5 protein-coding genes are annotated in these 16,957 nt (G+C 46.9%); 4 read left to right on the top strand and 1 reads right to left on the bottom strand.

The annotated features are described in order from the left end of the window. Positions 1-78 precede the first annotated feature (78 nt). The 3 genes from OLM56_RS07900 to OLM56_RS07910 all read left to right on the top strand — a co-directional run bounded on the left by OLM56_RS07900 (position 79) and on the right by OLM56_RS07910 (position 10,873). Positions 79-7,971: a choice-of-anchor J domain-containing protein gene (locus OLM56_RS07900; protein ID WP_264528910.1), complete on the top strand. Its 7,893-nt coding sequence runs from the start codon at positions 79-81 to the stop codon at positions 7,969-7,971. A gap of 77 nt (positions 7,972-8,048) precedes the next feature. Beyond that, the gene (locus tag OLM56_RS07905; protein ID WP_264528911.1) at positions 8,049-8,984 is read left to right on the top strand and encodes a type IX secretion system membrane protein PorP/SprF; all 936 of its coding nucleotides are present in this window, start codon (positions 8,049-8,051) and stop codon (positions 8,982-8,984) included. A 17-nt stretch (positions 8,985-9,001) separates the two neighbouring features. Further along, complete coding sequence (locus OLM56_RS07910; protein ID WP_264528912.1) at positions 9,002-10,873, top strand: OmpA family protein; 1,872 nt, start codon at positions 9,002-9,004, stop codon at positions 10,871-10,873. Positions 10,874-11,437: 564 nt separating this feature from the next. On the opposite strand, the gene OLM56_RS07915 is transcribed toward OLM56_RS07910, so the two are convergent. Further along, positions 11,438-11,572, bottom strand: coding sequence for a hypothetical protein (locus OLM56_RS07915; protein WP_264528913.1), 135 nt, complete (start codon positions 11,570-11,572; stop codon positions 11,438-11,440). Positions 11,573-11,972: 400 nt separating this feature from the next. Between OLM56_RS07915 and OLM56_RS07920 the strand changes: the two genes are divergently transcribed. Beyond that, positions 11,973-16,946 (top strand): T9SS type B sorting domain-containing protein, encoded by a 4,974-nt coding sequence (locus OLM56_RS07920; RefSeq protein ID WP_264528914.1) that lies wholly within the window; start codon positions 11,973-11,975, stop codon positions 16,944-16,946. The last annotated feature ends 11 nt before the right edge of the window (positions 16,947-16,957 follow it).

The following is a 16,957-nucleotide window of genomic DNA, read 5'->3' on the forward strand; positions in this document are numbered from 1 at the left end:
GCAAAGACATTTTTCAAAATACGTTAGTAAGAGTCCCTATTTTTATGACGAAACACTAACTGAAAAATGTAATGACTTATGAGAAAAGAATTACTATTTACCTCGATAATATGTCAGCTTCTATTGCTGATTAATCCTTATCGATTCTATTCCAAAATTCAGAATTGGCTAATACATAATAGTATTAGAAAAAGAACCGTTATCCCCTTGCTTTTATTCTTTATGTCGATGGGCAGCTATGCTCAAATGGCTACAGAGACATTTGAAAGCGGCATGCCTATTCCGCCATGGCAATCTTTTAGGGTCAACGGCACATTAAATTGGGGCATTACCTCAGATAGCTATCAAGGAACGAAAGCCGCTTTTATAGACCCAAGCTCAGAAAATATCGGAGCTGGTACTACGGCGCAATATTTTTTAGCGACTCCACCTGTTCCAATTCCTGAACATGGAGAGATACGTTTTTTTACAAAACAATCGAGCGCCGCAAATAACGGGGCAATCTATCAGATCAGGTTATCCACGGCGTCTCAAAATGATCCCGCTGGATATTCGGTAGTATTAAAATCATGGACAGAAGTGGATCTTAATGTTGGTTCGCAGACTGCCTATGAAGAAAAAATAGTCGAAATCCCTTCAGATGTTCCTGTCGGGCTGCCAGTATACATTGCATTTGTAGTCATAAATACGCAAACAGGAGCAACACCTAGTGGTGATGCCTGGTTTATAGATAACGTTAGGGTAATTGAATCATGTCTAAAAGTAAACCAGACCGATTTTTCAGCAAGCAATATCACGTCAAATAGCGCAAACCTGTCATGGACGCATCCGACGGCTACCGATTTTGAAATCCAAGTCGTGTTACAAGGAACTACTCCTGCAGCTACTGGCGTAAGCGTTTCGAATTCTTATTCGCCGCCTTCTCTTGCTGCTGATACTTCGTATGATGTCTATATCAAGGCTGTTTGTGATGCCAACACAGCAAGCTCATGGGCCGGACCTTTTACTTTCAGGACAAAAATATTAGGATTGTCTTGCAGTACGCCGATAGTGATTCCTTTTACTACGACACCTTATACGCTTTCAAGCAATCTAAATCTCTTTGCAGATAATCCGACAAGTTATACTACTCAAGGTACAGGCTGCTTGTCGCCTTCAACAACAGGAAACTTCCTTAATGGATCAAAAGCTTTCTTTTCGTATACACCGACTCAGAATGGTTTGGTCAATATAAAACAACTTACGCTTCCGTATTCGCAAGGATCAGGATGTTTTGGAAATGCAATTACAGGAGTATTTGTCTATGAAGATTGTGCCGATGTAGGTGTAAGCTGTATCGCAGGATTGAATACTACCGAAACAAATGTTCCCAAATATATTTCTAATTTATATGTAGAGGCTGGGCATACGTATATTATCGTGATATCGACAACATTCGATTCAGATGCAAGTGTGTGCTTCACTTTCGAATTGAGTTTTGCTACCTGTGCACCACCTGCTACATTTACGCTTGAAGACCTGACAACAGATAGTGTTTCGGTATCCTGGGATAATGTAGGTAATTTGGCAAACTCATGGGAGTATGTGGTACGAGCCGCAGGAGCAGGTATTCCAACTGGTTCGGGAATGTCGACGAATAGCAATATTGACAATCTGATAAATAGCGGGTTAGCTGCAGGAACATCGTATGATTTGTACGTCCGTTCTGTGTGCGGTGGAGTTCCGAGCAATTGGAGTAATCCGTATCGATTTGCTACTCAATGTTTGTTCAATACTCCGTATGTTGAACCATTTACTGGAGCTAGAGCAGCTAGCCCAGTGCCATGTTGGATTCCTTTAGATGTCAATAATGATGGTAGTAAGTGGACAGGATCGTTCGATAATATTAGGCTAAGAGCAGGAGACAGACAAGGAGAAAACAATGATATGATGATTTCTCCTATCATTAACCTTGGCACAACTCCTAAAAGACTTAAGTTTAAATATTCAACTTCAGGTGGGGCGGTACGCTTTTCTGTGGTTTTATCTACTTCAGGAATAGCGCAAGGAGATTTTACCACGGTATTATTGCCTTCGCAAATAATCGATACGGATAACGATCAGCTGGAAAAAATCATCAATATACCAGAATCGATAACAGGAAATATAAATTTTGCATTTTATGTTCATCCAGAAATAGGAGAAACGGCATATAACTTTTTTATAGATGATGTTGTAGTAGAAGATAAGCCTGAATGCTCGGATCCTATCCTTCTAGTAGCAGAAAATATTACTACAACTACAGCTGATCTTTCATGGACTGCTGGCGATGCAGAAACACAATGGCAGATCGTAGTACAGCTAAAAGACACAGGCATACCAACTGGAACAGGAGAACTTATCGATGATCCTGAATATACAGCCGAAGATCTTACCCACGCAACACAATATGAATATTACGTAAGAGCGTATTGTTCATCAACACAGCAAAGCAATTGGGCCGGGCCATTTTATTTCACTACAGTATGCGGTGTTTTTGATACGCCTTTTTACGAGAGCTTTGATATTACAGATGCAAACGCGCACAGATCATGCTGGAGTTTTGCTGATGCTAATTCAGACGGTACTACTTGGCGTTTAGACAATACAGTAGCCGCAATTCAAGGCAGGGGCTTTCCTTTTCCTACGGCATCCTATGATGACTGGCTTATCTCTCCAGCGATCAATGTTGTAGGTACAAAAGCGTTAAAGTTCAAATACAGAGCAGCTTTGAGTCCTTTCTTCCCAAATCCGAGATATGGAGTAGAAGTCTTGATGTCTACTACAAACACAGATCCAGCGAGCTTTACAGTTGTCATGCCGCTGATGGAATTTACAAATACCGATTTTATCGAAAAATCTCTTTATATCAATGCCAACGGTCCTGTATACATCGCTTTCAGGGTACCGCCATCGTTCTCCATAGCAGGAGGTACCTCAGTAATGCATATTGATGATGTAAAAGTGGAAGATGCTCCGGCATGTCCAGCTCCATCAGAACTTAAAGCCATTAATATTACACAAAATGCAGCTGTTTTAACTTGGACTCCTGGTTATGAAGAAACTCAGTGGCAGGTTGTGGTACAAGCCGCTGGTTTGGGTATTCCAACAGTGAACGGAGACCTGACAAATACCAATACTGCATATGCCACAGATCCATTACAGCCTAATACACAATATGAATATTACGTAAGAGCGTATTGCAGTACCACTGAACAAAGCGAATGGGTTGGCCCTTTTGTATTTACGACTTTATGTACAGCCTTTACCACGCCATTTACAGAAACATTCAACCCAGGTTCTCCATCAGAAGAATGCTGGAGAGTAGTCAACGGCAATGCCGATACTTTTGAATGGAACCTTAACATGACGCTAAATCCTTACGAAGGCGAGCATGCAGCAGTAATGTTTACAGGCTCTAATGGTAATAACAACGATTGGCTTATTTCGCCTACGATAACAGTGAGAGCTGGCCAGCGCTTGCGCTATTACTATAGAGTTCTTGGATCAGATTTTCAAGAAGACCTTGCAGTAAGGCTGTCAACTACTGGAATTGAGCCTGCTCAGTTTACAACAGTATTATACGAAGTAGATTATGAAGATGTTCCGCCGCTTAACAATCCAGAATGGAAGGAAAAAGTAATAAACCTTCCGGCTGGTGTTACAGGCAATATAAATATTGCATGGCATATTCCTCAAAAAGATCCTAATCCATGGGGTTATAGAGGGCAGATGCTGGTATTAGACAAAGTGGTTATCGAAGATATACCATCATGTCCAGCACCTAACAATCTTGCGGTTAGCGATATTATCGATACCGAAGCTAAGATTTCATGGGATTCTAACGGTACGGAAACATCCTGGGATGTATATGTTCAGCCAGAAGAATTGCCAGCTCCTGTTGGCGACGGAGATGCACAATATTTGCACAATACATCTTCAAACCCTTATACGGCGACAGGCCTTACGCCAGCCATAAGATATGAGTACTATGTAAGATCAGTATGTAGTGCTACTGAAAAAAGCGAATGGATTGGACCATTTGAATTTAACACAAGATGCAGTTTCGAGAATCTCTGCGAATATACAATCACTTTAAGCGGTGCCGGTTCATCAGGTGTTGGTGGAGGAATTGACGTAATGCAAAACGGAGTGAAACTCCAAACGCTCGAATTCCCAACCGGCCCATGGAACGAAACTCCTGCTCCTGTAGATTTTACGGTATTCTTATGTACTGGAGTTGAATTTTCATTGTTCTGGGATTCAGTTGGTACTGCTCCTGGCCAATACCCTGGTGCTTTAGTTGAAGTAAAAGATTCAGAAGGAAATACAATCTGGACAGGTGACTTAGGAACTATAACACCAAGAAGCACCATATATAGAGGTTTGGCAATTTGCGGAGTCATTACCTGTCCGCAACCAACAAACCTTGCAGTAAGCCAAACAGGCGTACTTTCTTGGACAGCTGGCGGTACAGAAACACAATGGGAAGTAGGCATACAGCCACTCAATAATGGTACGCTGCCACAATCTGGAACAGTAGTTACCACGACTTCTTATACACCACTGGCCTCTGATTTCGCCAATTTGACAGCTGGTACGTACGAATTTTTTGTAAGAGCTGTCTGCGGTACTAATAACACTAGTTACTGGTCAGGACCTAAGAAATTTGTAAGAAACGACGATGCTTCAAGAGCAATCACTATACCTGTAAATGCAACTGCAGCTTGCGGACAATCGGTTACTAAAGCCAGCTTTATCGGTGCAACGGTTTCTGCCGAGCCAATGAGCTGTAGCGGTGTCAATAGAGGAGATGTCTGGTTTGAGTTTGTGGCTACTTCAAAAGTACATGTACTAGAACTAAGTAACTTCTCAGCAAAAAACCGTTATCAATCGGGTAATAACGCAGATGAGGTGTCGCCAAAAATTACGTTGACATTATACAAAGTTGGAGGTACAGGTTTAGAAGAAATGGTTTGTACTTACAATAATGTAATCGTGATGGCTTACAGTACCGAACTGGAAGTAGGAGCAACTTACAAAGTAAGAGCAACGTTAAACGATATAGCGCCTAATGCTTGCACATTTGATGTTTGTATCACAACGCCACAGGATCTTTGCGCAATGGACATTGTCAATGGAGGTTTTGAGAGACCAGAAGCCGATTTCGGATTGGGTAATTTCTACTCCCAAAATATGGTACCGGCTTGGAGAAGCAATTTCACAGAAGAAGATACAGAACTCTATACTGACTTTTTCTTCGGAAATGCACTAGGAATAGACGGTTATATGCCTTACGAAGGCGGTCAGGTCATCCAAGTGCTTGGACCTGACTCCGATGAACCTACTGATCCTTCGGATCTTGTAAACGTCAAAGGAACGTTCCAAGATCTTGACAGTTCAGAGATTACGCAATTTAAATATAGTTATGCCCATTCTGCAAGAGGTAGCAACAGCTCTTTACAATTGCTTGCAGGTCCGCCTTCAGGTCCGTTTGTATTGGTTGAAGACCATTTAGGTACGCTTTCATGGAATTTTTATGAAGGAACCTATGATGTTCCTGCGGGCCAAGAAGTAACGCGATTTGTTTTCAGGTCAAAAGATAATGCGATCGGAAATATTTTAGATGCCGTTAGTATTGTTGCAAACACCGATATAGAAACAGAATCTGTTACGCTTGCCTGCCACGAAACTTCTACATTATTAGAGGCACAAGGCGTTGGTTCATGGTCTGCAGCTGAAAACAATCCTGCACAAGCAATTATCGAAAGCCCGAACAATAAGTCAACGACAATTTCAGGATTTAATACGCCAGGAACCTATACATTCTATTGGAAAACAAGATATTGCGATAAAAGCATAACAGTTACTTATAATGGATTTAGCGACGTACCAACAGTCGTAAGTCCAGTTGAGTATTGCCTAAACGCTGTTTCTCAGCCATTGACTGCTACGCCGACTGAAAACTATACATTAAAATGGTATACAGAGGAAGTAGGCGGAACAGGTACTTTAACGGCCCCTACGCCAGAAACAGATGCTGTTGGAACAACGACCTATTATGTGAGCAATGTTGATACTAACGGTTGCGAAGGTCCTAGAGTTGCAATTAATGTAACGGTAAGCGAAAGAACGGCTGCTGAAGTCGGATTCTTATATGATGATACAAGCTATTGTATTCTTGGAGCCAATCCGATTATTACTTTGAATCCAGGTTTTACAACAGGAGGAACTTTCGGCGCTACGCCAGAGGGATTAAGTATCAATACGACAACAGGAGAAATAAACCTGAGCGCAAGTACATCAGGAACGTACAGTGTTAAATACGCTATCGGAATGATAGGCTGTACAGATGCTGGAGAAAATACAGTTTCTGTTACGATTGAACCAGCTATAGCTCCTGTAATTGATTTTACATACCAAACACCAGTATGTTTGAACAATGCAAATCTTTTGCCTGCATTGGGTACAGGTTTTACTGCAGGAGGTACATTCGGATCGGAAACACTTTCTGTAAACCCGCTGACAGGAGAAATCGATATGGCAACAGCAACAGCTGGAAACCATACTATAACTTATAACTTGAATTCAGATACCGCTACGTGTACAGATGCAGGAAACAGTAGTTTCCAAGTACAAATAGACCAGAATACAGTGCCAGTGACAAACTTCACCTATCAAGCTTCGTATTGCAAAGCCGAAGCGAATCCACTGCCAACCTTGGCTCAGGATTTCTATGTAGGAGGTGTTTTTGAGGCTACTGGAAGCTTGGTTATAAATACCACTACCGGAGAGATTGATTTGGCAAATAGCCCAGCAGGAGAGTATAGCATCACATACAATGTTACTCCATCAGGCTGTAATACAGGCGGAAGCCATACACAAAGCATTACGATAAATGCTTTAGTGGCGCCGCAAGTAACATTCAGCTATGATAATGCTTGTATCAATTCAACAGCAAATCCGTTGCCGATATTGCCAACAGGATTCAGTACAGGAGGTACATTTGCTTCGACTACAATTACGGTAAACCCAACAACTGGTGAGATCAGCCTTGCTGGAGCTACAGAAGGAACACATCAGATTGTATATACGTTAGCTCAGAATACGGCAACTTGTACAGAAGAAGGAGAATTCACAGCAACTATTGTATTAACGAGCGGAATCACTCCAGTGACAGGCTTTACATACAACGAAACCTATTGCTCTAGTAATAATAATGATTTGCCAGAACTGGCGCCAGGATTTACAGCAGGAGGTAGTTTTAGAGCCCCATCAGGATTAGTAATCAATGCAGTTACAGGAGAAATTTCGATTTCACAAAGTACGCCTGGAATCTATCAGATCACGTATGAAATAGCATCAAATACAGCTACTTGTAATCTTGGCGGCAGCAGTAATTTTACGATTACGATTACCGAAAATATCCAAGCCGAAGTAACTAAAGAATGCGTAGATCAAGTATTGTGGCTTACTGCAGTGCCTGTAAACGGTTCTTTCAATCCAGATACGGCAAGTTATACATGGAAAGATGGTAACGGACTTACAGTAGGTGGAAATTCAGACAGATTTAACGTAAACGAATATATCGAACAGCATCCAAATGCAACGATGCCGATGGAATTTACAGTAGCTGTAACATCGGGTTCTTGCTCAAATACAGCTAGTCTTACGGTTGATGGTACTTCATGCAAGCTGATACCAAAAGGAATCTCTCCTAATAACGACACCTTCAACGACAGTTTTGACTTGAGCGGAATGGGAGTGAGACATATCAGCATCTTCAATAGATATGGTAAAGAAGTCTACAAGTTTAAAGGAAACTATACCAACGAATGGCATGGCCAAAGCAGTGATGGAAAAGAACTGCCAGACGCCACCTATTTCTATAGCATCTCAAAACAAGATGGAACTACCGTAACAGGATGGGTTTATATCAATAGAGAATATTAATAATCATAAAAAGTAATGACAGTGCTGCCTGTCTGAAGATGGGTAGCCTGTTATATCAAAGAAAAATATAGAGAAACATGAAAAAAATATATTTTACATTAGCCTTTGCGTTTATGATTATGATAGACGCCCAGGCACAGCAGGATCCTCATTACACGCAGTACATGTATAACATGAACGTAATGAATCCAGCCTATGCAGGTTCTAAAGAAAATCTCGCCATCGGATTGCTATACCGCGCCCAGTGGGTAGATATCGAAGGAGCACCAAAAACAGGAACCTTATCCGTTCACAGTCCTGTCGGAAGAAACGTAGGATTAGGCCTTTCCGCAATTACGGACAAGATCGGTCCTGTAGAAGAAAATAACGTTTATGCAGACTTCTCCTATACGTTAAACTTAGGAGGCGAGCACCGTCTTGCTTTAGGAATAAAAGCTGGAGCTACATTCCATAAAGTTGGATTATTCAGTGATATCGGCAACGGTCATGTGCCAGATATAAATGACCCTGCCTTTAGGGAAAATTCAAGCAATACCTTTCTAAATTTAGGAACAGGTTTCTTTTATTATACCCAGAAATACTATCTTGCACTTTCGGTACCGAACATGTTGAAAAGCAAGCACCTGGATGTAAAAGACGATGGCAGAGAATATGAATTTGGTTCAGAAACACAGCATTATTTCCTGACGGGAGGTTATGTGTTTGATTTATCAGAAAACACAAAATTCAAACCGTCATTCATGCTGAAATCTGCTTTTGAAGCACCGACATCCCTTGATGTTTCTGCAAACATGATGTTCTATGACCGTTTTGAAATCGGAGCGACCTATCGTCTGGACGATTCATTTGGAGGGATGGTCAATTATGCCATAACGCCGAATATACGAATCGGATATGCTTATGACCACATCATTTCAGACTTGAAGGTAACGACTCAAGCATCGCATGAGATAATGCTATTGTTTGATTTGAATTTCCCGAAAAAAGTATCCGTTTCACCAAGATATTTCTAACCTAAAAGAGCATAAAAATGAAAAAAATATACATTGCCGCAGGTTTGTTTTTAACTCTTATGTCGAGCTATGGGCAGAATAAAAGTTCCGAAAAAGCAGACAATCTATACGACAGCTATCAATATGTAGCCGCGATAGAAGAATATCTGAAGCTGGCCGAAAGCAAGAAAGCAGACAGCCATGTCTACAAACAGCTTGCCGACAGCTACTATAACGTTTTTAATATGGAAGAAGCCTCAAAATGGTATGCCAAGGCAGTCGCGACAAACCAAGACGCAGAAACCTATTATCGTTTTGCGCAGGCGCTGAAATCACAAGGCAAATACCAAGAAGCCAACAAGCAAATGGACAAATTTGCAAGCCTGCTTCCAAACGACCAAAGAGCAAAAGACCATAAAGCAAACCCAAATTATATTCCAAGCCTAGCCAGCAAGGACAAGTTATTCGATATAAGCGAGACGACTATCAACAGCAAAGACCAAAGCGATTTTGGAGCTGTACTCTCAAGCGATAATATTTTATACTTTGTCAGTACCCGCAATAATTCGAACAAGACAGACAAATGGGTCAAGCAGCCGTATCTAGATATTTTTCAGTCCATTCGAAATGTCGATGGCACGCTATCAGAGCCGAAAACGGTAAACGAACTGAATACCAGTTTTCATGATGGGCCTGTAACTGTAAGTGCTGACGGAAACACAATCTTCTTTGCAAGAGATGGTCTGAATGACGGAAATTTCGACAAAGACAGAAAAAATAATGTAAAAATCGGGCAACAGGGAATATACAAAGCAACAAAAGTTGACGGAAAATGGACCAACATTCAAGCCCTGCCATTCAACAGCAAAAATTACTCTGTAACGCACCCGAGCTTGAGCCAAGACGGAAAGACACTCTATTTTACATCTAATATGCCAGGAGGACACGGCGATTCAGATATATGGAAAGTAACTGTCGACGGAAATAATTACGGCAAGCCGCAAAATTTAGGTTCGAATGTGAATACAGCTGGAAAAGAAGGTTTCCCTTTTATCAGCGACAATACGGTGCTTTATTTCGCTTCAAGCGGAAAACAAGGCTTTGGTGGATTGGATGTTTTTAAAGCTGATATCGCTAAAAACGAAGAAGCCGTCAACGTCGGAAAACCGGTCAACAGTGAAAAAGATGATTTTTCATTCAGCTTTAATACCAATAAAAATGAAGGCTATTTTTCATCCAACAGAAACGGTGTAGATAATATTATCAAAGCAGTTCCAGTCTGCAGGGTAGAAGCCATAGCTGTAGTGAAGGATCGTAAGACGGGCCAATTGCTGCCTGATGCCAGCGTTGCTATTTTGGACAACAAGCGTAATATAATTGCGACCAAGCAGAGCAATTCCAAAGGAGAAGCTTCCTTTGATGTCGAATGCGATACCGACTATGTTTTCCAAGTTTCCAAAAAAGACTATGAGCCGGGAACTTATACGATAGCCAAAGCTAAAGGAGGAAAAGCAACTGTTGAAGCAACTCTAGAGCCAGTAGAAGTCATCATTACCGACAAAGAAGTATTGCTAAAGAACATCTATTTTGAATTTAACAAGAGCAATATCACCCAACAGGGAGCCAATGAGCTAGACAAGCTGGTTACGGTAATGAACAAATATCCATCGATGGTTATTTTTGTGAAATCCCATACAGACAATAAAGGTAGCGTTGCTTATAATCTGAAGCTTTCAGACCAGAGAGCACAAGCTACTGTCCAGTATCTGGTTTCTAAAGGAATCGCCAAGGAACGCCTTTCAGGAAAAGGCTTTGGCAGTTCAGAGCCAAAAATCGACTGTAAGGCCGATTGTTCTGATGAACAGAATGCACAAAACAGACGTTCTGAATTTATGATTATCAAAAAGTAAGGCAAAACAGTCTTAAAAAGAAATACAAATTCTCTGGCAGCTAATCTTTTGAAATACAAAGATTAGCTGTTGGGTTTTTCAAAAATTGCACCATTTAAAGATGAAAAAGTTTCTGATTATAGGTCTTTTAGTAATTTTCAGCAATTACGTCAGTGCCCAAGAACCGAACGATTGCGTCAATGCTATTACAGTATGCGGTAACGGCAATTTTACGTCAAATGCAGAAGGAATAGGCAACACTCAAGAAGTGTCTGGCTGTGGCGGTCTCGAACATAACTCGATTTGGCTTAAAATTAATATTGTCCAGTCGGGAACTTTAGGGTTTAACTTAAAACCTTTGGATACTAATATTAATGTGGACTATGATTTCTGGGTCTTCGGTCCAAATAGACCCTGCTCCAATCTAGGCAGTCCCATCCGATGCGCGACAACAAATCCCGGAGAGGCCGGATTGACAAGTAACCATACCGGAATGTATGGAAGCACAACAGCTACTCATGCAGGTCCCGGAGCTAGCGGAAATGGTTATGTGCGATGGCTGAATGTAGTAGCAGGACAATCCTATTATATTGCGATTGACAGGCCGGAAGGCGATGGTGGCTTTGAATTAGAATGGATCGGTTCGGCTATGTTAAATGGAGGCGCCTTTCCAACGCCACCGCAAGCCAATGCGATTGGAGAAAGAAGAACCTGCAGCATTACGCCTAATGTAGGGATTTTTGACCTCAATACGTACAGAGACCTTATTAACCCAGACAGGACAAACAATACAATTACTTTTCACACAACATTAGCAAATGCTATTGATAAAATATTGCCTTTGCCAGACATTATTAGCAATACTTCTAATCCGCAACAGATTTTTGCGAGAGTGACAAATAATGCTTCCCAATGCTACAGTATTACCGATTTTAGCCTAAGAGTTTATCCCGTTCCGAATGCGACCATAACAGCATCTCCCTCTTCCGCTTGCCTCGGACAAGAAGTAACGTTTACGATTAATGGAATACCAAATGCGATCATAGATTATAGAATAAATGCAGGGACTGTACAATCAGTAACCCTAGATGCAAGCGGTACCTATATTTTTTCAGGTCCCTTGACAGCAACGACTACTTATACATTGGTAGAAGGAAGGATAGTTGGCTCGGATAATACTGTTATCTGCTCACAGTCGCTTTCAGATGGGGCCACTGTTACAGAAAACGTAATAACCGCCCAGATCACGACTTCGGACACACCGATATGCGAGGGGGTGGGCATGACGGTAGACGTCCAGGGGACCCCTGGCGCCATCGTGACATACACCAACCCTTCAGGGACGCAGCAGACGCTCACCCTTGACGCTGCGGGAGCAGGCACGATAGCCATCGCCGCCTCTTTGGCTCCGGGCACCTATACCTACACGCTGGTAAAGGCCTCGACGGCCAGCACGCCTCCGTGCGAGCAGAACGTCTCGGACTCAGTGACGATCACCGTCGTGCCGCTTCCGACTGCAACGATAACGCGTATCGACGCCCAGGTATGCCTCGGCAGCCAGTCACGCATCAGGATCAACGGTCAACCTCTGGCGCACGTCGACTACACGCTCAACGGCACACCGCAGCCGCAGATCCAGATAGACGCTACTGGCGAGTACATCCTTCTTGAGACGCTTCCCGCAGCCGGTACCTACGACTATGAACTGGTGCGTGTGACTTCCGATGCGGCGCCTTTCTGCACGCAACCTCTTTCAGAAACGATAACCGTAACTGTCATAGCAGCCCCTAGTGCGACTATCTCGACTGCGTCTCCTGTCATCTGCGAAGGCGGCAGCGCTACGGTCGACTTCTCGGGAACCCTTGATGCGGATGTTGCCTATACGGTAAACGGCGGTGCTCCCCAGACGATAAGGCTGTCTACGCCCAGCGCTGCGGACCCGGCCATCGGGGAGGCCTCCATCACCCAGGTGCTTTCGGCCGACACCAGGTATGCCCTTGTGAGCGTCGCCACTACGGGTGCGGTCCCATGCTCGGCAGCCCTCACTGGCTTCATAGACATCACCGTGACCCCGCTTCCTACGGGCACCATCGCGGCTACAGACGCGACGGTATGCGAGGGCACGGGCACGACCATCATATTCACGGGGCCTGCCGGAGGCACTGTAACCTATGCCATAGGCGCGGGGGCCGGCACTACGGCGACCCTTGATGCGGCAGGCACATATTCATTGCCTACAGGAAACCTTTCGGCAGGGCAGACCTACAGGCTGCTCGGGGTAAGCACGGGCGGAGCGGTGCCATGCTCGCGCACGCTGAACCTCCAGGCGACGGTATCGGTGAAGGCGCTGCCTACGGCCGTCATCACCGGCCCTGCGAACGTCTGCTCTAACAGGACGGCAGAGCTCGAGATCACGGGAACCCCTGGCGCTACGGTGAGCTTCACCTGGAACGCCGGAGCCGATACGGACACGGTGCTCCTTGACGGTGCGGGCTATGCCCTGTACACGACCCAGGCAATCACCGCGACGACGACCTTCAGCCTGGCCAGCGCCGTTTCCGGCGGAACCCCGTCCTGCACGGCAGCCCTTGCAGGAAGCGTCACGATCACCCCGATCGCAGCGCCCGTAATATTCAACCCGACGCCGCTCGAGGTGTGCGACGACAATACTGACGGCATCGCGGTGTTCGACCTTACGGACAAGGACCTGGAGATCACGGGCGGCCCTTCCACGCTGATAGTCACCTACCACGAGACGGAGCAGAACGCGATCGACAACGCCTTCCCTAAGCAGGGCTTCCCGTACTCGAACCTTGTGGACGCCTCTCCGGAGCAGGCGCCGTATATCATGTGGGTGAGGGTAGAAGAGCCTGGCGGAAGCCAGTGCCCGTCCTTCACGCAGCTTCGCCTGATCGTGAACCGCACGCCGCAGCCGACAGCCCCTGGCCCTATCGAGATCTGCGACGACGCCACGGCAGACGGCCTTGCGACCTTCCCTGACATAGGGATCAGGGAGCCTGACATGATCCTTGGTCTGAACCCTCTGGACACCTATACCTTTGCATACTATATCAACGAGGCCGACGCGAAGGCAGACATTCCTGCGAACCCGCCTATCGGCAGCGTCTTCAACTTCAACAATACGACGCCCTACTCCCAGATCATCTGGGTAAGGGTATCGACGCCTGAGGGATGCTTCAAGGCAGTCCCGCTGGAACTGAAAGTAAACCCGAACCCGGTAATCCCGGGACCTGGGCTGGTTCCAGAATATTCTGTATGCGACGATCCTAGCCAGGACGGATACGAGACCTTCGACCTTGAGGGCTACAAGCCGCGCATATCGGCCGCTCCGGGACTGGACATCCAGTACTATTTCGACGACGCGGCCCTGGCAGCAGGAACCCCGCTTCCGCTGTCCTACCAGAACCAGGTCATGACCGTTCAGACGATCATCGTCGGGGTGACCAACACGGCTACGGGCTGCTTCTCCAGGACGACCCTCACGTTGAGGGTGCAGCCGCTGCCGCTGATCAACATCCCGGCACAGATCCCTACGGCCTGCGATCCTGACGGGAACGCTACCGAGCAGTTCGACCTCGATGCGCTCATCCCTGAGATCACGGGCGGAGCACCCTACATAGTGACCTTCCACGAGACGGAGCAGAACGCGGAAGACGGCGTATTCCCATATACGAGCCCTTACAGCAACCTTGCTTCCGGAATCATCTGGATCCGCGCCACCGACCCGTCTACGGGATGCTACTCCGTAGCCCCGCTGCAGCTGATCGTGAATCCGGTCCCTGTGGTGCCGGCACAGATCGACGACCTTGTGGTGTGCGACACGAATGCCGACGGCACGACCAGGGTGGACCTTCAGGCCCATGCGGAGCAGGACCTTCTGGACGCGCAGCTTCCGGGGAACTATACCGTACGCTTCTATACCCTTGAGGCAGATGCGGAGGCAGGCCTCGGCGGAGCCATCGCTACCCCGGCAAGCTATCCGGCTACCAACGGCCAGACTATCTGGGTAAGGGTGACCAATACCGACACGGGATGCTACAACGTGGGAAGCTTCACGGTCGTGATCAACCCTGCGCTGTCCTTCGCCCCTGTAGAATACTCGCTCTGCGACGACGCGCTTCCGAATGACGGGTTTACCGTATTCGACCTGACCTCGCAGAACGGCAACCTTACGGGCGGCCTTCCGGGCTACTCCGTTGCCTTCTATACCCTTGCAGGGACGCTGATCGATCCGGCAGACGCCTATACGAACCAGAGCCCAGGGGCGCAGACCCTGAACGTGGTGATCACCAACGACGCCACTACCTGCGTGAGCAGGACGACCCTGACGATCCGCGTGGAGCCGCTTCCTAACCCTAGGACGGATCCTCAGGATATCGAGTCGTGCGACAACGGGACGCCTGGAGACGGGATCTCCGAAGGCATAGACCTGACGGTAAACGAAGGCTACATAAGAAACAATGCGAATCCTGCCAGCGTGGCATTCTACTATTACACGGACGAAGCCACGGCCATAGCAGACGGAAACCAGGGAACCACGTATCCTAACGCCATCCCTGACCCGACCGACTATGACGGCCCTGCAGGAACGATATACGTGCTGATGACCACCAACGCGAACAACCCTTCGGCAAGAAAATGCTACCAGGTAGTAAGGTTCGAGCTGATCGTTAACCCGCTGCCTGCCCTTGGCGACAACGGCGATATCGACGACTTCGTTGCCTGCGTGGGCGGATCGACCAACACCTTCGTGCTGAGCAGCCACAATATAGAGGTGATAGCCGACGGCCTTGACGTTGCCGACTATACCTTCACGTACTACCATACGCAGCCGGAAGCGGAAGCGGCAGTTCCGGGAACGGAGCTTCCTGACAGCTATCCTAACGCGACCAATCCCGAGACCGTATGGGTAAACGTTAGGAACAATACGACAGGCTGCTACAGCGTGGGCACCTTCGACCTTATCGTCGACGAGCCTGCAGTAGCCAACCCTGTTACGGATCCTGCGCTGATCACCAAGTGCGATACGGACGGCACCAACGACGGGCTTGCCGACTTCGACCTGACGGCCTTCGACGCGACGGTGCTGGGCACCCAGCCGGCAGGAGACTTTACGGTACACTATTATGACGACAGGGCAGAGGCGGAAGCCGACGGGGACCTGGGCATCACGTCCACGAACCCTAACGCGCTGACCGGCCTGAACCCGTACCATACGGCCACGGTGACCATCTATGCCCTTGTGATCAACAGGACGTCCACGACGGGCTGCCCTGCGATAGTGGCGATCCCGCTTACGGTGAACAGGCTGCCAGAGGTGACCCTTGAGGGAGGATTCTACTGCGTGGATCCGGTGACGCTGGACCCGCTGAATACCTTCACGCTCACTGCCGTTACGGACAATGGGGCGAATCCTGCGGACTACACCTACGTGTGGACCAGAGACGGCGGCGTGCTGCCCGATACGGGAAGCACCCTTGTGGTGGACGAGCAGGGAAGCTATACGGTGACTGCCACGAACATCGCCACGGGCTGCGTATCGGAGCCGTCTGACGCTGCGATCGTCACGGCGACCTCTGCGGCGATCATCACGGACGTTACGGTGACCAACGCCTTCACGGACAACGCGACCATCACGGTAGTGGTAGACCCGACGAGCCTTGGCGACTACGAGTACAAGCTTGACGAGGGCCCATGGCAGCAGGGGAACGTGTTCGCGCCGGTTTCTGCTGGCGACCACATCGTGTACGTGAGGGACAGGAACGACGGCGGATGCCAGGATTCCCAGCCGGTGCCGGTATCGGTGATCGACTACCCGAACTACTTCACGCCTAATGCGGACGGGTACAACGACACGTGGAACATCATCGGCCTTGCGGGCCAGCCAGAGGCGTCGATCTACATCTTCGACCGCTACGGCAAGCTCGTGAAGCAGATCAGCCCTGCGGGCTCTGGATGGGACGGGACGATGAACGGCCGCCCGCTTCCTTCGACCGACTACTGGTTCAAGGTCCTGTACCAGGAGAACGGGACGGGCAAGGAGTTCAAGGCGCACTTCTCGCTAAAGAGATAAAAGATAATTTT

This window comes from Flavobacterium sp. N2550, from assembly GCF_025947265.1.
Classification (GTDB): Bacteria; Bacteroidota; Bacteroidia; order Flavobacteriales; family Flavobacteriaceae; genus Flavobacterium; species Flavobacterium endophyticum.